Origin of the sequence: Prescottella equi (assembly GCF_020171745.1) — a bacterium.
GTDB classification, from domain to species: Bacteria; Actinomycetota; Actinomycetes; order Mycobacteriales; family Mycobacteriaceae; genus Prescottella; species Prescottella equi_A.
On the sequence record NZ_JAIVAH010000005.1, the window covers coordinates 179,338 to 202,119 of the forward strand.

General features: G+C 70.9%; 7 protein-coding genes. 2 read left to right on the forward strand and 5 right to left on the reverse strand.

Going from position 1 to position 22,782, the window contains the following annotated elements:
* Positions 1-23 precede the first annotated feature (23 nt).
* Entirely contained in the window at positions 24-16,742 is a 16,719-nt protein-coding gene (locus tag LCL87_RS04330) for a non-ribosomal peptide synthase/polyketide synthase (RefSeq protein WP_225017043.1), read from the reverse strand.
* 203 nt (positions 16,743-16,945) lie between these two features.
* A complete protein-coding gene (locus LCL87_RS04335) occupies positions 16,946-17,746 on the reverse strand; it encodes an alpha/beta fold hydrolase (protein ID WP_225017045.1) in 801 nt (266 codons plus the stop codon).
* 112 nt (positions 17,747-17,858) lie between these two features.
* Between LCL87_RS04335 and LCL87_RS04340 the strand changes: the two genes are divergently transcribed.
* Positions 17,859-18,797, forward strand: a complete 939-nt coding sequence (locus LCL87_RS04340; RefSeq protein WP_225017047.1) for a methionyl-tRNA formyltransferase — start codon at positions 17,859-17,861, stop codon at positions 18,795-18,797.
* Positions 18,798-18,813: 16 nt separating this feature from the next.
* Here LCL87_RS04340 and LCL87_RS04345 read toward each other — a convergent pair whose 3' ends face one another.
* The 3 genes from LCL87_RS04345 to LCL87_RS04355 form a co-directional block, all read right to left on the reverse strand.
* Positions 18,814-19,149, reverse strand: coding sequence for a hypothetical protein (locus LCL87_RS04345; protein WP_225017049.1), 336 nt, complete (start codon positions 19,147-19,149; stop codon positions 18,814-18,816).
* Between the two features lie 32 nt (positions 19,150-19,181).
* Positions 19,182-19,595, reverse strand: coding sequence for a hypothetical protein (locus LCL87_RS04350; RefSeq protein WP_225017051.1), 414 nt, complete (start codon positions 19,593-19,595; stop codon positions 19,182-19,184).
* Positions 19,596-19,692: 97 nt separating this feature from the next.
* On the reverse strand, positions 19,693-21,360 hold the full coding sequence (locus tag LCL87_RS04355) for a metallophosphoesterase (protein WP_225017053.1): 1,668 nt from the start codon (positions 21,358-21,360) through the stop codon (positions 19,693-19,695).
* 308 nt (positions 21,361-21,668) lie between these two features.
* Here LCL87_RS04355 and LCL87_RS04360 point away from each other — a divergent pair, with 308 nt between their 5' ends.
* Positions 21,669-22,697: a phosphatidylinositol-specific phospholipase C gene (locus LCL87_RS04360; protein ID WP_225017054.1), complete on the forward strand. Its 1,029-nt coding sequence runs from the start codon at positions 21,669-21,671 to the stop codon at positions 22,695-22,697.
* The last annotated feature ends 85 nt before the right edge of the window (positions 22,698-22,782 follow it).

A 22,782-nucleotide genomic window follows, 5' to 3' on the forward strand; every position in this document is an offset into this window, starting at 1 on the left:
CCCCCGCGGCCGCGTGCGCCTCGTCACAGCGCGGACCGCAGCAGTGCCACCACCTCCCGCGCCCAGCCCGCGACGACGTCCTGGTCGAGGATTCCCGTCGAGAACTCGAAGTACGCGTGCACCGGACCGTCCCCGACCGGCTCGTAGAAGCTCAGCGTCAACTCCGCCGTGGACATCCCCACCGGAACCGGCAGGAAGCCGCCGAGAACGCCCTCGAGCGCATCGAACCGGGCCTGCTCGTGATGCACCAGCAGCACCTGCGGCAGCCGACCGGCGCGCAAGCCGATTTCGGCTGCGACATCGGCGAATCCGACATCCTGATGGTCGAGCGCCTCGAGGTTCGAGACCCGGATCCGCGCCAGCAATTCGTCGAAGTCCGGATCGCCGCTGGTGTCGGTGCGCATCACCACGACGTTGAAGAAGCATCCGATCATCGGCGCGAGCACGTCCTCCGCCCGGCCGGCCACGAGCGAACCGATCGGAATGTCCTTGCCCGCACCGCTTCTCGTCAGCACGGACGCGAGCGCCGCCTGCAGCACCATGAACATGCTGGTGCCGGTCCGGGCGGCGATCCGGTCGATACCCTCGTGCAGGTCGGCGCCGATCTCGATCGGGACCAGCTCGCGGCGCGCCTCGCGCACCCCGGCCGACGCCGGAAGGTGCAGACGGGACGGCATGTCCGCCAAGCGGTTCCGCCAGTAGGCGAGCTGACGAGCGTGCAGGCTCTCCGGATCGCCGGGGTCACCGAGCCGTCGTGTCTGCCAGCGCGCGTAGTCCGGATACTCCACCGCGAGCGGCGTCCACTCCGGTTCCGCCCCACCGGCACGAGCCACGTAGGCGGCGAGCAGGTCGCCGAGCAGCGGCACCACCGACCATTCGTCGACGGCCAGGTAGTGCATCGTCAGCAGCAGCACCTGCTGACCGGCGTCGTCGGACACCAGGTGCACCCGCAGCGGGGCCTCCTCGGTGAGGTCGATCCGCAACTGCGCGAGCTCGAACACCCGGCGATGCAGATCGTCGTCGCCGACGTCGATGACGTCGACACCCGGACGCGGCCCGTCCGACGTGTACACCTCGGTACCGTCCGGCGCGAACACCGTCCGCAGCGGCACGTGCCGGTCCACGACGTCGTCGAGGGCGAGCGCGAGGTGTCCGGCGTCGACCGGTTCCTGCAACTGCAGCGCCAGCGCATGATCGGACTGCGCCCGGGAGCGCGACGAGCGGTGCCGCTGCCAGTGCAGCCGCTGCGACGGCGCGAGCGGCACCGGTCCGGTCTCCCCCGTGACCGTGATCCCCGGATGCGCCGATCGTTCGCCGCTGCGGACGATCTCGGCCAGCTCGGCCACCGTCGGGGCGTCGAACACGTCGCGGATCGTGATGTCGACCTCGAAGACGCTCCGGACCCGTCCGACCAGCTTCATCGCCGCCATCGAGTGGCCACCGAGGTCGAAGAATCCGTCGTGGATGCCGACGGCCGGAAGGTGCAGGACCTCCGAGACCACCTCGCACAGTTCGGTTTCCACCTCGTCGCGCGGCGCCCCGTCACCGCCGAGCGTCGACCAGTCCGGCGCGGGCAGCGCCTTGCGGTCCAGCTTGCCGTTCGGGGTGAGCGGCAGCGCGCCGGCCAGCGCGACGACCAGCGTCGGCACCATGTAGTCCGGCAGCGTCTGCGCCGCGTGGGCCCGGACCTCGGTCGGGTCCACGACGGCGGCGGTGACGCCGTCGTCCTCGAACTCCGGTGACACGTAGCCGACGAGGCGGGTGATCCCGCCGTCCCGGTCGGCGACCACCGCGGCCTGACTCACCGCGGGATGGCTCGCGAGCGCGGCGATGATCTCGCCGAGCTCGATCCGGAAGCCGCGGATCTTCACCTGGTCGTCGACACGGCCGAGGAAGTCGATGTTCCCGTCGGTCCGCCACCGCGCCCGGTCGCCGGTGCGGTACATCCGCCCGGGCCCGAACGGGTTGGCGACGAAGCGACCCGCCGTGAGATCGGGCCGGCCCAGGTAGCCGCGGGCCAGTCCGCGTCCGGCGATGTACAGCTCGCCCGCGATGCCGGGCGGCACCGGGCGGAGGCGGTCGTCAAGCACGAACGCCTGCTCGTTGGGGTCGGGGATGCCGATCGGCACCGCCTGCGTCCACCCCGGCTGCGCCTGCCACAGCGTGTTGTTGACGGTCGCCTCGGTGAGCCCGTACGCGGCCAGCAGGTTCAGCCGCTCGGCCCAGCGGCCGATGAGGTCCGGCGGCACCGTCTCGGTGCCGACCAGTACGGTGCAGCCTTCCGGCACAGCGCATCCCGGGGGCAGCGCGGCCATCAACGACGGCGGCAGGATCGCGTGCGTCACCTTCCGCTCCTGCATGAAGTCGGTGAGTTCCGGGCCGGCCACGCGGGCCTCCTCCGGGATGATCACCAGCGTCGACCCCGTGCACAGCGCCATCGACAGCTCGAACACCGCGACGTCGAAGCCGACGGACGCGAACTGCATGACGACCGACCCGGTGGTCAGTTTCATCCGATCCTCGGCCGTGGCGACCAGGCTCATGATGCCCTCGTGCGGCAGCACCGCGCCCTTGGGTCGTCCCGTCGAACCGGACGTGTAGATCACGTACGCCGCGTGGTCGAGTCCCGCGGGTGGGGTGGTCAGTTCGTCGGCCGCGCGGCCGTAGAGCGCGGCGATCACCCGCGGATCGTCGAGCAGGATCCGGTCGAGGTTCTCCGCCACCACCCGCGGCGATTCGGCTTCCGTCGACAGCAGGATCTCGGCACCCGAGTCCTCGAGCATGTACGAGATGCGATCGGTCGGATGCGTCAGATCCAGGGGCAGGTACGCCGCCCCCAGACGCAGCACGCCCAGCACCGACGCCACCATGTCGATCGAGCGCGGAACCGCCAGGCCCACCACACTTTCGGCACGAACACCGCGGGTCGCGAGCACGGCCGCGATGCTCCGCGAACGCTTGTCGAGTTCGGCGAACGTGGCCTCGCCGTCCCGATCGGTGACCGCGATCGCACCCGGTGTCTCCCGCACCCACCGGTCGAACGCCTCCGGCAGCGTCAACTCCGCGACCGGTCGGGCCGTGTCGTTGAACTCCCGCAGTACCGCCTCGCGTTCGCCGTCCAGGAAGACGTCGACGTCGGACACCCGGGCCGCAGGGTTCGCCGCGACGGCACCGAGCACGGCCACCTGGCGGCGGGCCATGCGGTCGACGGTGTCCCGGTCGAACAGGTCGGCGCTGTACTCGAGCCGCAACTGCACCCGGTCCTCGTCCAGGAACTCGGTCCAGTTGAACACCAGGTCGAACTTGGCGGTGCGCTCCTCGATCGACACCGGTGCCAGCGTCAGATCGGACGACGGCGCCGGATCCGCGGTGCGACTGTGGTAGCCGACCATCACCTGGAACAGCGGGTTCCGGGCCAGCGTGCGCGCCGGGTTCAACCGTTCGACGACGGACTCGAACGGCACGTCCGCGTGCGAGAACGCCGCCAGGTCCAGCGTCTTCACCCGCGCCAGCAGTTCCGCGAACGTCGGATCGCCCGAGACGTCGGTGCGGAGCACGACGGTGTTGACGAAGAAGCCGACCAGGTCGTCGAGACCCTGCTCGGTCCGGCCAGCCACCGGCGCGCCGAGCGGCAGGTCGTCGCCGGCGCCCAGTCGCTGCAGCAGCGCCGCCGACGCCGCGTGCAGCACCATGAACATGCTGGCTCCGTACGCGCGGGCGACGGTCCGCAAGGCCCGGGTCGTCGCGGCGTCCAGGTCGAGTTCGATTGCGCCACCGACGAAGCTGGGCCGCGCCGGGCGGGTGCGGTCGACCGGGAGGACCAGTTCCTCCGGCGCGCCGTCGAGGACACCGTGCCAGTAGTCCAGCTGCCGGGTGAGCAGCGAGTCGGCGTCCGACGGGTCGCCGAGCAGCGCCCGCTGCCACAGCGTGAAGTCCGCGTACTGCACCGGCAGCGGCGCCCACTCGGGTGCCGCGCCCTGGGTGCGGGCCGCGTACGCGACCATGAGGTCGCGCAGGAACGGCCGGTCCGACCACTCGTCGGTCGCGATGTGGTGCAGCACCAGGGCGAGTACCTGTTCACCCTCCCCGACCCGGATCACCTTGGCGCGCAAGGGGATCTCGGTGGCGAGGTCGAACGGGCGTCCCACCGCAGCGGCCACGAGTGCGGGCGCCTCTTCCGGTGCCGCGTCGACCACGGTGACGTCGGGACGCGCCGCATCCAGGATCACCTGGACCGGTTCGCCGTCGTGCTCGCCGAACACCGTGCGCAGCACCTCGTGGCGGGCGACGACGTCGGCGAGGGCCGCGGTGAACGCCTCCGGGTCCAGCTGGCCGCGCAGGCGCAGCACGATCGGGAAGTTGTACGCGGCGGAACCGCTTTCCATCTGCTGGATCACCCACAGCCGCTGCTGCGCCGGCGACAGCGGGAGCCGTTCGGGCCGCTCCCCCGCCACCAGCACCGGCCGGGTCGACTCGTCGCGCCCACGGATGCGTCGCGCGAGTTCCGCGACGGTGGGCGCCTCGAACAGGTCCCGCATCGTCAGTTCGGCGGCGAGCTCCACACGCGCCCGGCTGATCAGTCGGGTCGCGAGCAGCGAGTGCCCGCCCAGGTCGAAGAAGTTGTCGTCGATCCCGAGGTCGGCGTCCAGCTCGAGCACCTCGGCGAACAGGCGGCACAGCGTCTCCTCGACGCCGTCACGCGGTTCGCGGGACTCCCCGCTGCCCTGCCCGAGCACCGATTCGGCGGACGGCAGCGCCCGCACGTCGAGCTTGCCGTTGACGGTCATCGGCAGCTCGTCGACCGCGATGAACGCGGCCGGAACCATGTAGTCGGGCAGCACCTTCCGGGCATGACCGGCGACCTCGTCGGCCGCCGTCTCACGTGTCGGCACCACGTACGCGACCAGACGTTTGAGCCCGCCCGCTCCGGCGTCCGCGATCACCGCAGCCTGCCGCACCGAATCGTGTGCGGCGAGAACCGACTCCACCTCGCCCAGCTCCACGCGGTGACCGCGGATCTTCACCTGGTCGTCGGTGCGGCCGAGGAAGTCGATGTTGCCGTCGGGTGCGCGGCGGACGAGGTCACCCGTCCGGTACATCCGTGCGCCCCCACCGACGACCGGGTCGGCGACGAACCGCTCGGCGGTGAGACCGAACCGGTCGAGGTAGCCGCGCGCGAGCCCGACGCCGGAGATGTACAGCTCGCCCGGGACGCCGTCGGCGACGGGCCGCAGCCAACCGTCGAGGATGTGCGCGACGGTGTTCCAGATCGGCCGCCCCACCGTCGGAGTGACGCTGTCCGTGGTGCCGCCGCCGAGCGTGTTGATCGTGTACTCGGTGGGGCCGTACAGGTTGTAGCCACAGGTTCCGTCGGTGTCGCGCAACGCGTCCCACACCTGGTCGGAGACTGCCTCGCCGCCGAGCAGGACCAGCGGAGGACGGTGCCGGCCGGGGCCGTCGTCGAGCAGGCCCTCCTCGAGGAGATGCCGCGCGTAGGTGGGCGTCACGTTGACGACGTCGATCTCGTACCGGTCGCCGTACGCGACCAGGGCCTGCGCGTCGCGGCGCAGCTCCTCGTCGCAGATGTGCACCTCGTGGCCCTCCACGAGCCACAGCAGTTCCTCCCACGACATGTCGAATGCGAACGACACGGTGTGCGCGATGCGCAGCGTGCGCCCGCCCTCACCGCGCACGACCGGCTCGAAGACCGCCTCGCGGTGGTTGAACTGCATGTTCGTGACGCCGCGGTACGGCGTCACAACGCCCTTGGGGCGTCCGGTGGAGCCGGACGTGTAGATCACGTATGCGGGGTGATCCAGGCGGCCCGGGCTGCCGGGCGCGAAACCACCGAGCTCGGCTGCGGTGAGCTCTGTACCGTCGACGCCGTCGAACAGGGCCGACGGATCGTCGAGGGTGATCGTGTCGACCGTTGCCGCGGATAGGGTTTCGGCGACCGCCGCCATGGTCAGCATCGTGACCGGGCGCGCGTCGTCGAGCATCCCCACCAGACGCTCGGCCGGGTGGTCGAGCTCGAGCGGCAGGTACGCCGCTCCGGTGCGCAGCACCGCGAACAGCGCGACGACGGTCTCCACCGACCGCGGCAGCGCGAGCGCGACGATCTTCTCGGGTCCGGCGCCGTGCGCGAGCAGCACCCGCGCCAGACGGTTGATCCGGGCGTCGAGATCGGCGTAGGTGACGGTGTCGTCACCGAACACCAGCGCGGTGGCGTCCGGGATCCGCTGTGCGGTCTCGGCGAACAGGTCCGCGATGGTCTGCTCCGGCAGCGGGTGCGCGGTCTCGAGCAGTCGGGCGTCGAGCGCGACCCGGTCGCCGGCGGTGAGCGTGGTCGTCCGGCCGACGAGCCCGTCGACGTCCCCGGCGAACCGCTCGAGCAGGCCGACGAAGGATTCGAGCATCCGCTCGGCGTCCGCGGCCGCCACCCGGTCCGGGTGGAACTCGAACTTCACCTTGGTCTCGGCGCCGGGCGTGACGACGACGGTGAGCGGGTAGTGCGTGTGGTCGATGCTGTCGCCGCCGCTGATGTCGTGCGCGGCGTGCAGCGCCGACACCTGGTTCTCGTCGACGAAGTTCTGCAGCACGTACAGCACGTCGAACAGTTCGCGGTGCTCGCCGGTGCGCTGGATCGCGGCGAGGCCGAGGTAGTCGTACGGCATCAGTTCGAGCCGGTCGGACTGCGTCCGTCGCAGCAGATCCGCGACGGACTCGTTCGGCCGCAACGACATCCGCACGGGCACGGTGTTGAGGAACATGCCGACCACGGAGTCGATGCCCGGCACCTCCGGCGGCCGTCCGGCGACGGTCGTGCCGAACACGACGTCGCTGCGGCCGGTGACACCGGCCAGGACCAGCCCGAGCGCGCCGTTGAGGATCGCGTTGAACGTGATGCCCGTGCGGGCGGCCTGCTCGCGCAGCCGCTCACCGAGGTCGCGGGAGAGCACTGCGTCGCGGCGGTCGGGCAGCCCGGCGGGCGCTCCGGTCCTCCGGGCCAGCAGCGTCGGCTCGGCCAGCCCGGAGAGCGACTGCTGCCACGCGGCGCGGGCGGCGTCGCCGTCACGGCCGGCCAGCCAGGACAGGTAGTCGTCGAATCCACCGTCGGGCGAGACGAATCCGGTGTCGTCGCCGCCCGTCTCGTACAGCGCGAGCAACTGGCTGACGACCAGGCCGTTGGACCAGCCGTCCCACAACAGGAACTGACGGTTGATCACCAGTCGGTCGCGGCCCGCGCCGAGGCGCAGCACCGTCGCCCGCCACAGCGGCGGCGCGGTGAGATCGAACGGAGTGAGCCGATCCTCGAGCATCACCTGCGCGGCCCGCTCCTCGCGGGCGGCCTCGTCGAGGTCGGTCAGATCGACCTCGGTGATCGGGACGTCGAGCCCGGCGCCGACGAACTGCACCGGCGCAGCCAGTCCGTCGGCGACGAATCCGGCCCGCAGCGTGGGGTTGCGGCGCTGCAGCGTGCGGATCGCGGCGGCCAGTCGCTCCAGGTCGAGGTGCCGGTCGAAGTCCAGCGAGAACTGGGCGGTGTAGATGTCGGCGCCGTCGGCGATTCCGGCCTGGAAGTACAGGCCCTCCTGCAGCGGCGACAGCGGCCAGATCGTCTCGATGCAGCCCGGTGCGGCCGCGACGACGACGTCGAGCTCCTGCTGGGTGAGCGCCGCCAACGGAACGTCGGACGGGGTCAGCGCAGCGGGGCCCTCGTGCCCAGCGGCGAGGACGACGAGCTCGCTCAGCGCGGCCGCCCACCCGTCACTGAGGGCGCGGGCGTCGGCGGCGGACAGGTCCGGCTCGGACCAGCCGAACACCGCGCTCAGCACGGGCCCGTCCGGGGTGTCCTCGCACAGTGCGTTGACGAGCAGCCGGTACGGACCACCCATGTCGGCGTCGGGATCGGTTGCCAGCGAATCGGTTTCCGGCGCTCCGGTCCACGGGCCGACCAGCCCCGCCGGCATCCGGCCGAGGTAGTTGAACAGCACCTGCGCGGGCGATCCTGCCGCCAGCAGGCCGGCGGTGCGCGCGTTGGCGTACCGCAGCATGCCGTAGCCGATGCCGCCGTCGGGTGCCGCGCGCAGCGCCTCCTTGATCGACTTGAGCGCGTCGACGCCGTCGGTGCCGCCGGGCAGACGGACCGGCGTGATGTTGGTGAACCAGCCGACGGTGCGGGACAGGTCGACACCCGCCGCCAGTTCCTCGCGGCCGTGCCGCTCGAGATCGATCAACAGGTCCGACGCCCGCCCCTGCGCCGCGAACCAGCGGGTCACGGCGACGCGGAGCGCGGTCACCAGGACGTCGGTGACGTCGGCGTGCGCGAGCGCCGGCACCGCGGTGAGCACGGCCTCGGTGTCGGTGACGGACAGCCGCACGGTCCGGCTCGCGCCGGTGCCGATCGTCGCGTCGCCCTGCGCGGTCGGTACCAGTTCGGCTCCGGCAGCGGTGGTCTCGACCCAGTGGTCGAGCTCCCGCAGCCGGGCCGGACGCTGTGCCTGCGCGGTGACGAGATCCGCGTACTCGCGCAGCGACGTGCCGACGGCGTCGAGCGCCGCGGTCTCGCCGGCCTGCGCCGCGACCCACGCCATCGGCAGGTCCTCGAGCAGCACCCGCCACGACACCCCGTCGACCACGAGGTGGTGGGCCACCAGCAGCAGGCGTCCGAGATCGTGCTCGCCCGCGTCGAACCAGACGGCCTCGACCATCGCCCCTGACTCGGGAGCGAGCCGATCGGCGGCGGCGGACGATTCGGTCCCGATCACCGCACGCAGCTGGGCATCGTCGAGTCCGGTGACGTCGACGCGGCGCAGCGACGGTGCGACCGTGCCGCGTTCGGCGATGTGCAGCGACCACACGCCCGGCGCGTGCCGGGTCAGGCGCTGGCGCAGTCCGTCGTGGTGGTCGAGCACGGACTGCAGTGCAGCCGCGAGAGTCTCGGCGGTGGCACCCGCCGGGGTGTGCAGCAGCACGGACTGGTTGAACCGATCGGTGCCGCCGCTCCACTCCGACAGCCGGTGCACCACCGGCATCGGCACCGTGTCGCCGGTGGTGGCGACGGCCGTGCGCTGCGGTGCGGCGTCGGCCGCGGGTGCGTCGGCGTCACCGATCAACCGCGCCAGAGCCCGCGCCGTCCGCTGCTCGAAGATCTGCCGCGGAGTGATCGAGAGGCCCTCGCGGCGCGCGAGGTTGACGAGACGGATCGCGAGGATGCTGTCGCCGCCGAGGGCGAAGAAGTCGTCGTCCTCGCCCACCGCGTCCCGGCCGAGCACCTCGGCGACCAGGGAGGCCACCACCTCGGAACGACCACTCGGAGTGGAACCGTCAGTGCTCGTGAGATTCTGGACCGCCGGGGCCGGCAGCGCGCGGCGATCGAGCTTGCCACTGGGGCTCAGCGGCAGCGCGTCGACGACCACGAAGGCGGTGGGAATCATGAACTCCGGCAGGGTCTCCCCCGCGAACCGGCGGACGCCGTCGACGTCCACGTCGGAGCCGGCGACCAGGTACCCGACGAGTTGCTGATGGCCGGGGACGTCCTCCCGGACCACGGCGGCCGCGCGGGCGACGTCGGGATGCTCGGCGAGCCGGGACTCGATCTCGCCCAGTTCGATCCGGAATCCGCGCAGCTTCACCTGGTCGTCGGCGCGGCCCAGGTATTCGACGGCGCCGTCGGTGGTCCGTCGGACCACATCACCGGTGCGGTACATGCGGTCGCCGGGAGCTCCGAACGGGTCGGCGACGAACCGGTCGGCGCTCGTCCCCGGACGTCCGAGGTAGCCGCGGGCCAGCTGCGGGCCCGCGAGATACAGCTCGCCCGCGGAACCGTCGGCGACCGGCTGCAGGTACGGATCCAGCACGTAGAGAGCGGTGTTGGCGACGGCGAGGCCGATCGGTACCGTCGTCGCGTCCGCGGGCAGCGCCTGCACCGCGGCGGCGTAGCTGACCTCGACCGCGGCCTCGGTGGGTCCGTACAGGTTGTCGAGCACCGCGCCCGGCAGCACGGCCGCGAAGCGTCGCGCGACGGGTAGCGGTAGCGCCTCACCGCTCGCCGCGACCACTCCCAGGCCCGTGCACGCGCTCGCCTTCGGCTCGTCGAGGAACAGTTCGAGCATCGACGGCACGAAGTGGGCGCGGGTGATCCGCTCCCCGACGATCAACTCCGCCAGGTACTCCGGATCGCGGTGCCCGTCCGGTCGGGCCAGCACCAGCGCGGCGCCCGCGAGCAGCGGACCGAAGAACTCCGGCACCGAGACGTCGAAGCTCGACGGCGTCTTCTGCAGCACCCGGTCGGTGGGCAGGATCGGGCGGAACGTCTGCATCCACAGCAGCCGGTTCACGACGCCCGCGTGCGGCACGACGACGCCCTTGGGGCGGCCCGTCGAACCGGACGTGTAGATGACGTACAGCGGGTGGTGCGGGAGCAGGTCGACGGCGACGGGGTCGGCCGGGCAGCCGTCCAGGTCGAGGTCGTCGACGAGGATGCGTTCGATTCCGTTGTCCGGCAACGCCGCTGCCGCGTCGGCGGACGTCAGCACGCACACCGGGTCCGAGTCCTCGAGCATGTAGGCCAGCCGCTCGGCCGGGTAGCCGGTGTCGAGCGGGACGTAGGCGCCGCCCGCCTTGCCGATCGCGAGCAGCGCGACCATCAGTTCGATCGACCGCGGCAGCGCGACGGCCACCTTGGTCTCGGGCCGGACCCCGCGCTCCACGAGGACGTGCGCCAGACGGTTCGCGAGATCGTGCAGCTGCGCGTAGGACAGACTGCGCCCCTCGAACACCACCGCGGTCGCGTCCGGCGTGCGGGCGGCCTGCTCGTCGAGCAGTGCGGTGACGGTGGTCTCCGGGAATTCGACAGCGTGGACGGCACTGTCGCGAGCGGGGGTACGGGCGAGTGCGATCGCCGCGACCGGTCCGTCCACCGTCGTCGGCAGGCCGGACAGGATCGCGAGCATGCCGTCGGCCATCTGCGCGGCCGCCGCGTCCGAGACCCGGGCCGCGTCGTACTTCACCTCGAGGCGCAGCTCGTTGCCCGGCACCGCGATCAGCGTGAGCGGATACGGCGGGTGCTCGTCGAAGCGAATGCCGGTGAGCGCCAGCGTGCCCGACGGGTCGACGATCGCGGTGTCGCCTACGGGATAGTTCTCGACCACGACGAGGGTCTGGAACAGTTCCTGCAGCCCGGTGACGCGACGCAGCTCGCCGAGACCCACGTACTGGTGCTCGAGCAGCGCCGACTGCTCGGACTGCCAGCGTGCGAGCACGTCCGCAGTGGTCTCGTCCGGGTTCAGCCGCAGACGCGCCGGCACCGTGTTGATGAACAGGCCCACCATCGATTCGATGCCGGGCAGGTCGCCGCCGCGACCCGACACCGTGGACCCGAACAGCACGTCGCGCCGGCCGGTGAGCCGGGCGAGCAGCAGGCCCCACGCGCCGTGCACGAGAGTGCTGGTGGTCAGGCCGCGCTCGCGTCCGAGCCGGTTCAGTTCACTCGTCTGCGACGACGGCAGCGACACCACGACGCTTCGGACACCCCGCTCGCCCGCGGCGGGGACGCCGGGCAGCGCGGGCGGCTCACCCGACCCGGCGAGCGCGTGCTGCCACACGTCGATAGAGGTCCCGCGATCGCGGGATGCCAACCAGCTCAAGTAGTTCCGATACGCGGCCGGTGCGGGCAGCGTGAGCGGTGTCCCGGCCGGGCTGTACAGCGCCAGCAGTTCGCGCAGCATCACCGGGACGGACCAGCCGTCGGCGATGACGTGGTGGATGGACTGCAGCAGCAGGAACTTCGCCGGTTCGACGCGGACGAGGGTGTAGCGCACCAGCGGCGGGCGTTCGAAGTCGAAGCCGCGCAGGCGGTCCTCGGCCAGCATCCGGTCGACGGTGGCCGTCGGGTCCGGATCGGTCGACAGGTCCAGCACCGTCATCGGGACGTCGGCGCGCGCCGAGATCACCTGCACCACGCGGCCGTCGGACAGCGGGCGCAGCGCGGCCCGCAGCACGTCGTGGCGATCGACGACGCCCTGCAGTGCGCGGTGCAGCGCGACGGCGTCGACCTCACCGCTCAGTTCCACCACCTGCTGCACCACGTACGGGTCCGGTTCGGTGGGCGACGCGCCGTCGCGCTCGTAGACGCTGTGGAAGTAGATACCGTCCTGCAGCGGCGTGGTCGGCAGAACGTCCGACATCGTCGGCGCGGTCGCGGCGAGTCGGTCGATGTCGATCTGCGCCAGCGGCACCAGCGGGAAGTCGGACGGGGTGTGCCCGCCGCCCGCCGCGGACCCTGCGATGTCGCGCAGGGCGGCCTCCCAGTGCCCGGCGAACTCGTCGGCCTCGGCGCCGGAGAGCACCCGGCCGGCCCACGTGAGCGTGGTGTGCAGGGTGGGCCCGTCGGGGCCGTCGGTGGCGAGCACGTCGACGGTGAGGGCGTGCCCGAGCGGCATCGCCGGGTCGCTCGCGCCGCCGGTCGCGGTGGGCAGCCAGCCGACACCGGCGCCCGCGGCGACGCGGCCGAGGTAGTTGAACAGCACCGGCGCGGCGGCGCCGGATTCCAGCTCCCGCCCGGATTCGGTTAGGTAACGCACTGCGCCGTAACCGAATCCGCGGTCCGGAACCAGGCGGAGCTGCTCCTTGACCGACTTGAGCGCCGACGACACCGAGTCGCCCGGCACGGCGAGGCGCACCGGGTAGACGGTGGTGAACCAGCCGACGGTGCGGGAGATGTCGAGCGCGGTGCCGGGCGTGCGGACCAGGTCCTCCTCGCGGCCGTGGCCCTCGAGGTCGAGCAGGATGTCCGCGTCGCCGCCCCGCCAGCGGCGCAGCGCAACCGCCAGTGCGGCGACGAGGACGTCGTTCGCTCCCGCATGGTAGGCGCCCGGGACGTCGGTGAGCAGTGCCGCGGCAACGTCGGGGCCCGTCTCGACGGTCACCGATTCCGCGGTGGCCCACGTATCGACCGCGGGGTCGACGGCGCGCGCACCGATCGCGAGCGCACCGGGGGCCGTGACCGAGCGCCAGTGGCCGAGGTCGTCGTCGAACGCTCCGCCGCGGGCGCGCTCGCCCTGCAGCTCCGCCCAGCGACGGAAGGAAGTGCCGACCACGGGCAGGTCGGGGCTCGTGCCCGCGAGCAGCGCGGTCGCGGCGCGCGCGAAGTCCTCGACGACGATGCGCCACGACACCGCGTCCACCACCAGGTGGTGCCCCACCAGCAGCAGGCGCCCGGGCGCACCGGGGCGCCGGAACAGCGCGGCCTGCAACACGTTCCCGGCCTCGGGATCGAGCAGGTCGACGACGGCCGGCCGGTCCGTGACCACCGCGGCGTCGAGGTCGCCGTCGACGTCGACGTCGGTCACGAGGATCATGGGCTGGGCACCGGACTCGGGAACGGTGAGCGTGCCGTGGCCGCGGTCCCAGCGGGCCCGCAGTGCGTCGTGCCGCGCGACGACGGCCTGCAGGGCCGCGGTCGCTATGGCCTCGTCGAGGTCGGCCGGGGTCTGCAGCAGCACCCACTGGTGGAAGGTCCGCACGTCGGTACCGGCCGGGCAGACGCGGGCGACGACGGGAGTCGGAGCGACGACGCCCAGCGCGACGTCGTTCGTGTCGGCGGCATCGGTGACCCGGCCGTCGAGGGCGGCGGCCAGCGCCGCCGCGGTGCGGAGCTGGAAGATGTCACGCGCGCTGATCGAGAAGCCCTCGCGCCGAGCCTGGTTGACGAGGGCGATGGCGACGATGCTGTCGCCGCCGAGCGCGAAGAAGTCGTCGGTGACGCCTACCCGCTCGACACCGAGGACGCCGGCGATGAGCCCGGCCAGGGTCGCCTCGAGCTCGGTGCGCGGCGCGACGTGCTCACTCGCCGCGGCCAGGTCGGGCTCGGGCAGCGCCCGGCGATCCAGCTTGCCGTTCGGGGTGAGCGGGAACGCATCCAGGACGACGAACGCCGACGGCACCATGTACTCGGGCAGCTTGTCCGACGCCCACGCCCGCAGCGTGTCGGCGTCGAGTGCGCCGTCGCCGTCCGGAACGACGTACGCGGCAAGGTAGTTGGCACCGGCCGGGGTCTTGCGGACCAGCACGGCGCTGTGTCGCACGGCAGGGTTGGACGCGAGCGCGGCCTCGACGTCCTCGAGCTCGAGGCGCATGCCGCGGATCTTGACCTGGTTGTCGGCGCGACCGAGGAAGTCGAGGCTGCCGTCCGCGCTCCAGCGCGCCAGGTCGCCCGTGCGATACAGGCGGGAACCGTCGTCGGCGAACGGATTCGCGACGAAGCGCGACGCGGTGAGCCCGGGTGCGCCCACGTAGCCGCGGCCCAGCAGGTAGCCGCCCGCGTACAGTTCGCCGCCGATCCCCTCCGGCACCGGACGCAGCTGCGAATCCAGCACGTACAGCTGGGTGTTGGGGTTGGGGCGGCCGATCGACGTCGCGATGCGGGCGGCGTCGTCGCGGTAGATCACGTGCGAGACACCGATCGTCGCCTCGGCGGGGCCGTAGCCGTGGTACAGCGTCGTCGACAGCTGGCGACGGAACCGGTCGAACAGGTCCGGCGTGAGCACCTCGCCGCCGCACCACACGTGCCGCAGCCCGGCCAGCAGGTCGGTGCCGCGGGCCAGGTCGAGCAGGACGTCGAGCATCGACGACACCAGGTACACGAACGTGACCCGTTCGCGGGCAATGAGATCGAGCAGGTATTGAGGGTCGCGCTCGCCGCCGGGCTCGGTGACGATCAGCCGGCCGCCGGACACGAGCGGCAGCAGGATCTCGTTGACGGAGATGTCGAAGGACAGCGGCGCCTTGAACAGCGACGCGTCGTCGACGCCGAATCCGAGCACCCGCTCGCGCTGCCACAGCAGCCGCGCGCAGATCGCCTCGTGTCGGATCATCGCGCCCTTGGGCCGGCCGGTGGAGCCCGACGTGAAGATCACGTAGGCGAGACGGCGGCCGTCGAGGTCGCCGCCGGGCAGATCGGACGGCTGGTCACCGTGCGCCCAGTCAGCGAGATCGACCTGCACCGAGTCGGTTCCGGCGTCCACCCCGCCCGGACCGGTGAGCACCAGTCGGGCCCCGGCGTCGGCGAGGACGGAATCGCGGCGTTCCTGCGGCCACGACGGATCGAGCGGCACGAACGCACCGCCGGCGCACAGCACCGCGAGCAGTCCGACGATCATCTCCGCGGAACGCGGAAGACCGACGGCCACAACATCTTCCGGGACGAGGCCGCGGACCTGCAGGTGGTGCGCCAGCTGGGCGACCCGCTCCGACAGCTCCCGGTACGTCAACCGGCGGTCACCGGACACGAGCGCCTCGGCGTCGGGATCGAGCCGGACGGCCTCGGCGAACAGTTCGGGGACGGTGCGCGACGGCTGCGGCTCGGCGATGTCGTTCCAGTCGAACAGCACCCTGTGGCGCTCCTCGTCGGTCATCGGCTCGAGCTCGCCCACCGCGGCCATCGGGTTGCGCAGGAACTGGGACACGAAGTGCGCCAACCGTTCCTCGTGACGCAGCAGCTCCTCACGCTGGCCGGCAGGGGCGCGCAGGTCGATCCGGATCGGCTCGCCGTCCTCGCCGCCCTGGATCGAGAAGTCGAGATCGCTGACCGGACCGGTGACCGAACCACGGATGCGGGCGGGGTTGCCGTCGAACTCGAGCACGTGCTCGAACATCATCGAGTTGATGCCGGGCCCGAACACGCGGCGGTCGGGGTCGATCGCGCGCACCTCACGGGCGAGGTCCTCGCCGCGGAATCGGCCGTGCCGCAGCGTCGCGACCAGTCGCGCGTCGATCGCGCGGGCCAGGTCGCCGACGGTGGCCGCCGGATCCACGTGGAACGTCACCGGCAGGATCGTCGACGCCATGCCGGGCGTGCGGCGCATCGCGCGGCCGACCCGGGCCGCCATCGGGACCGAGACCGTGAGGGCCCGCAGGCCCGAGATGCGGTGCAGGTAGGCGAGGATCAGCGCCATCGGCAACCGGGTGCGTCGGATGCCCGCCGCGGACGCGAACCCGTACATCGCGTCGGCGATCTCGCCGTCGATCGTGACGGTCGTGGACTCGGGGGTGGCGGAAGCGTCGGCGCCGGCCGCGCAGATCTGCGGCGGCTCGGGCGCCTCGAGGATCTCGGTGAGCCAGTAGTCCCGGTCGGACTCGAAGCGGGCCGAGCCCCGGTAGTCGAGGTCTGCGTCGACCAGATCCTGCAGCGCCCATGCGCCGGCCTTCGACTCGAGGTCCGGGTCGTCGTAGCGGGCGACCATGTCGGCGACGATCAGCGAGATGCCGAAGCCGTCGATGACGCTGTGGTGGTAGCGCTGGTACCAGAGGGTGTGATCGTCGGCGAGGCGGATCAGCGCGTGCCCGAAGAGCGCGTCGTCGCCGGTGACGTCGACGACGGTCGCGAGATCCCGGTCCATCCATTCCTGCGCCGCGGCCTCCGGATCGGCGGCGTCGCGGACGTCGACCACCTCGAACGGCCACGCGTCCGTCGGAGCGGCGACCTGGCGGATCGTCCGGTCCTCCCCCACCCGGAATCGGACGTGCAGCGCCTCGGCGTGCGCGACGGTGCGGCGGATCGCCTCCTCGGCCCGTTCGACGTCGATCGGACCGGTGGCCTCCACCACGAGCGAGAGGTTGTAGACGGTGCTGTGCGGATCGAGTTGCTGCGCTACCAGGATCTCGGACTGCGCGGCGGTGACGGGCAGACCGGTGACGGCGTCGTCGAGCATGGGGGCAGCCGGCAGGTGATCCGCAGACATACAAATCCGATCGTCCGTCGTGGCGCGACCGCGCGAGTCGGACGCATTCGTGCGCCCTTAGGATAGGCTAACTCGCCCCTCCGTCGTCACCCGGCCACGCCCTTCCGGCCCCCACCCCTCGCGTTTTGCGCACTTATCGCGCCGAGGCGAAGCCGCGGACCGCGATAAGTGCGCAAAACGCGAGGGAAGACGTGGGGGAAAGATCAGCCGGCGAGGAAGTCCAGGACCACCTTGTTCACGGCCTCGGGGCGCTCGAGGTAGCCGTAGTGCCCGGTGTCGGGAATCTCCTGGTAGACGGCGCCGGGGATCGCGTCGGCCACCTCCTTCGACAGGTAGGCCGGGATCATCCGGTCGTCGGCGAACCCGACGGACAGGCACGGACGGGTGATCGCGCGGTACGCCTGCGCCCGCTCGAACTCGCGGTTCATCGCGAGCTGCGCCCGGACCCCGGCCGAGGTCTTACCGCCGGAGAACTCGAAGACGTCGAGCCAGTCACGGGCCGCGTGCTGGTCGGCGAGCGTCGCGGGCGAGAGATTCATGACCGCGGTGACCGCGGCGCGGTACTTGGCCGGCAACTCGACGCCCGACTCCTCGAGCGCCCGCTCGCCCTCGTTGAGGGTGCGCTGGAACTGATCCATCCGGGCGTGCCCGGCGAGGAAGACGGCCTTGCGGACCAGGTCGGGCCGGGCGAGCGCGAGTTCCTGCGCGACGCGCGCACCGAGCGACGTGCCGACGACGTGCGCCGGACCGCCGAGCAGCTCGATCAGTCCCGCGGTGTCTGCGACCATCGCCTCGATGGTGATGCCGTCGACGCTCTCCCCCGACGGCGCGATGCCGCGGTTGTCGAACGTGCACACGCGATAGCCCGCCGCCACCAGCGCCGGCACCTGGTGCAGGTCCCACACCCGGCCGGGGCTTCCCGTGCCCATGATCAGGACGACCAGATCGCCGTCGCCCTTGACCTGGTAGTTCAGAGGAATCCCGTTGATGGTGGCGATGGGCATGGCGGCCTTCCTCACTGCGGTGACACTGCGGCAAATAGGGTTGGGTAACCTAAAACTCCTGGGTCGTCGCGACCGGCGGCTGAAACTGTCCAACTCGTCCCGGAGGATCGTGTTGAGAGTCGCCACGCTGGGCTACCAAACCTGGGGCCACCGTACCTTGCAGGCCGTTCTCGACTCGGATCACGAGGTGGTGCTCGCGATCACCCATCCCAAGAGCGACCACGCCTACGAGAAGATGTGGGCCGACTCCGTCGCGGACCTCGCCACCGAACACGGCGTGCCGGTGCACATCGCGAACAAGCCCGACGAGGACTTCAAGGCCGCACTGAAGGCCGCTCAGCCCGACATCATCGTCGCCAACAATTGGCGCACGTGGCTGCCGCGCGACGTGTTCGACGCCCCGCGCTACGGCACCCTCAACATCCACGACTCGCTGCTGCCCAAGTACACCGGCTTCTCGCCGCTGATCTGGGCGCTCATCAACGGCGAGGAGGAGGTGGGCCTCACCGCGCACCTGATGGACGAGGAACTCGACGCCGGCGACATCGTCCTCCAGCGTTCGACGCCGGTCGGGCCGAAGGACACCGTCACCGACCTGTTCCACCGCACCGTGGACATGATCGGCCCCATCACACTCGACGCGCTCGCGCTCATCGAGTCCGGCCGCACCGAATGGACCCCGCAGGACCGCACACAGGCGACGTTCTTCCACAAGCGCTCCGACGAGGACAGCCGCATCGACTGGACGTGGCCGGCCGACGCCATCGAACGCCTCGTGCGTGCCCAGTCCGACCCGTACCCCAACGCGTTCACCACGTTCAAGGGGCAGCGGATTCGCGTGCTGCAGTCGTCGGTGTCGACGGGCAACTACGGCGGCACCCCCGGTCGCGTCTTCATCCACGAGGGCGACGGCATGGTCATCGTCGCCGGCCCCGACGCCCGCACCGGACGGAACAAGGGCCTGGTGATCGAGCGCGTGCGCCTCGACGACGGAACCGAGATGTCGGGCAAGGAGTTCTTCCCGCACGGCGGCGGCTACCTGGGGCGCTGAGCCCGACGAACGGCCGCTACCAGGACTGGCGTTCCCACCGACCGGCGCGGAGATCACCGGTCCCGAGATCGCGCACCGCCTCCTCGGCCTCGGCGCGGCTCAGCACGTACCGGGTCGGATAGTCGACGGCCTGGCCACCGACGGTCAGGTCGACGGTGTCGTCCGCGGCACCTGTCTGGTCACCGCTGAGGGCGTTGGCGACCCCGGCGCCCCCGGTAGCGGTGACGACGTACCGGTCGGGGCCGCCGCCGACCATGACCTCCCAGGCCCCGACGTACGCCGACGCAATCGTGTCGTGCAGTCCGTCGAGACGACGCATCTGCCGGATCAGATCCTCACCGCCACTTGTCATGTGGCGATCATTCCCGATGCAGCGTCGACGATCTACACCCATACCCAGCCGTCGATCCCCGGTTCGATCCGACGCACCCGTTCGGCTCCTCCGGACTCGAGAATGCTCAGGGAGATGTGCTCCATGAGGGTCGGGGCACCGCGCCACAGTGCCGGTCGCCCATCCCCGCCGAAGAGGCGAACCCTGCGGGCGCACACCACCGCCGGTAGTTCCGACAGGGAGAAGAGCACGACGATCTCGGTGAAGGGAAAGCGTCCGACGGGACGCGCATCGAGGAGTCCTTGATCGGAATTCTCCGCGATCAGCCGGTCGCATTCGCGGTAGGCGTACACCTCCGGGTCGCCGACGTCCGGCGGCGGCATGACCGGAAGCGCCGGTACCCGCAGCGGCTCCGCCTCGACCACCTCGACTCGCCCCGGACGGTCCAACGCCCCCGGCTTGCTCACGAACAGGCGCCATCGCCCATCCGAATCGCGAGTCGTCGAGCGGGCCTGCATGGGGGTGGCGGACGCATCGCCCGCCACCCCGGCGATCTGCCCTCGATCAGCGCGTGAACGTCGACGTCACCTCGGGTGAGGCGTTGCCGTACGCATCGACCGCAACGACCTTGGCCTCGTACGTGTCGCCTGCCGCCGCGTCCGGAACGGGGATGTCGAGGCTGTTCGGGCGCGGCATGAAGTAGAAGTCCGACAGCACCTTCGACGACACGACCTTGGCGCCGGTGGTCGTATTCGTGATGTCGACGCGATAGTGGTGCACCATCTGGTCGTCCCGCGCCTGGGCTATCCGGACGGCCGTGGCACCGTCCTCGCCTGCCACCATCGACAGCGGGGTCGGCGTCGTGAACTCCGGAGCCACCGTGTTGCGCGCCGCGGACGTGTACCGGAAGTTGTCCTTGATCTGCTGGCTCGTCGCCCCGTTCAGCTCGACCGTCCAACTCGAGCCGCTCAGCGTGCCCGCGCTCGCGTACGGCGGCTGCCAGCTGGCCGACCACTGCCCGCCGGTGTAGATGTCGTGCTCGTCGGCGGCCATGTTGATCCGACCGATCTCGGTGCGATCCGCGTAGACGTCGACGAACAACGCTTGCGCGGTGGGTGATTCGAATCGGTCGGCCAGACCGGACTCGGTGACCATCTGGTACCCGTGGTCGATCTCGATGTACGACATCGAACCGTCGTTCACCGACGTGAAGTCCCGCTGATGGATCGCCCGGTCGTCGTTGTTGTTCAGGTGCGAATGACCGGAGAACACGATGGCCTGAGGGTAGGCCTTCAGGTCCTCCGCCAGCCGCGGATTGGACGCCTGCTGACCGTCCATCGTGGTACCGGTGGTGGGTCGATGCCCCTGCACGAGAATGGGCTTGGCGACGTTCGCCGGGTCGGCAGTGATCGCCGCCAGCCGGCCCTTCAGCCAGTCGCGCTGCGCGGTGTCACCGTTGTAGGTCTCGGTGTTCACGGTGAAGACGGGCACGCCGTTGACGTTCGATTCGTAGTAGCCGCCGCCCGAATCCGGGAACCACTCCCGCGGATAGCCTGCCCGGACATCGTCGAGGTACGCGTCGTGGTTGCCGTACGACATCAGCACCTGGGTGTCGGTCATGCCCTTGCGCTCCAGGTTCTCCTGGAAGATTCGCGAGACGATCTCGTGGTCCGCGCCCTTGCCGTTCCAGTTGTCGTTGATCATGTCGCCGTTGGACAGGATCGCGTCGGGCTTCGGGAAGATCGACCCGATGGTGTCGAAGAAGCTCTTGTACTTCTCGGTGTTGTTCTCGTAGTCGCCGATGTGGACGTCCGACATGACGACCAATTGCGCGATCGGCTTCTCCGACGTCCGGATCAGGTATCCGAACGAGACCGGCGTGCTGGCCTTCTCACCACGGAACGCCACCGCGGTCACGTTCGTGTCTGCGGCGATCTTCAGTGCGCGGCCCGGAACGTAGGCCTGGCTGTCCGCGGTCGGCGTCGTGCCGTCGAGCGTGTAGCGGACGGTCGTCCCCCACTCGGTGTCGAACTTCAGCTCGACAGGGTGCTCGTAACGTCCGCCGGGAACGCTGACGCCCGGCGCGGCGGGCACCGCGTCGTTCTCTCCGACCGAGCCACCCCACTCGCTTCCGAGGCTTCCGGCGCTACCCCACACGGGGCCCGCCTGGGCTACGCCGGGTGCGGCCAGCGCCGCGGTCACTGCGGCAATCACAAGTGTCTTGCGTTTCACGAGAGTTCCTTGTCTTCGGCTGCGGCACCAACTCGAACCGCCAATTGGTCTGGACCAATCAAGCTAGGCGGCCTCGGGCACGAGACGGTTGTGCCCGCTCCGACCACCCGGTGAAGAAAGGGTGAACATCGCAAATCCGGCATCGATGCCGGTCGCGTGACGGCCCCACCTCGAACACCGGACGGATGCAACCGATTTCGAGCACCCAAACCAGCTCCGCCGCAGCGACTTCCCTGCGATACTGGGCGCGCTTCGCCGCCCGGCGGGACAGCACTCCCCAGGCGGATCGGTCCCCCGAAGGAGGCCCCATGCCCGACGCCGCACCTCGCACAGGACGTCGCACCGTGCTTCGGGCACTCGCGGCGAGCCCACTGCTGCTCACCCTTCCCACGCACCTCCCGGTCGCATCGGCCGCATCCAGCGTCAGCAGTGCCGACCTGGCGGCGGGCAGCTTCGGCCGCGGCGACCTCGACACGGCGTCGGCCCCCGACTGGATGCGTCTCGTGCCCGACAGCGCGAATCTTGCGGAGCTCTCGATTCCCGGCACCCACGACTCGATGGCGCACAACGCGTCGATTCCGACACTCACCCAGGACTTCGATCTGTCCACTCAGCTCCGGTCCGGGGTGCGTGTGCTCGACATCCGCACCCGACACTTCCGGGACGTGTTCCCGATCCATCACGGCCCCGAGTACCTGCACGCCAACTTCACCGACGTCGTGCGGACCGTGGCCGCGTTCCTCCAGGCGAATCCGAGCGAGACCGTGCTCATGCGGCTGAAGAGGGAGCACACGGAAGAGGAGAACACCCGGACCTACCAGGCAACCCTGGACTGGTACATCCACGACAACCCCGAGACCCGCGATCTGCTGGCCGTACACCTGTGGACGCCATCCGCAGGCTACGACGGACGCATCCCGGGGCTCGGTGGGATCCGCGGCAAGATCGTCGTGCTGCAGGACTTCACCGCCACCACCGCGTACGGACCGAGGTGGGCGGGCCCGCACACGGACATCCAGGACGACTTCGAGCTGCCGAATCTTGCCGCGGTCGAGGCGAAGTGGGACAAGGCGCGCACCCAGTTCGAGCGGGCGGCCGTCGGCGCGTCGCACACTCTTTTCATCAACCACCTGAGCGCCACCGGCGCCACCCCCGCGGTGATGGCCACGGGCACCGTGCCGATCACGGTTGCCAAGGGGGTTCCCGGCACACCGGGGATGCTCGCCCGCGCCGAGGACTACCTACGAGCGACCGGCACCGGCCGCACCGGCGCCGTGATGGCCGACTTCCCGACCGCCGCGCTGGTGGAGACGATCATCGCCCGCAACTTCGGCTGACGGCGGGGCCTGCCCATTCGGCGGACAGAACGGGCCGTGAGCAGCTAGCCTCCCAGCGAATCCGCGGCGGCACCGGGCCGTTCGC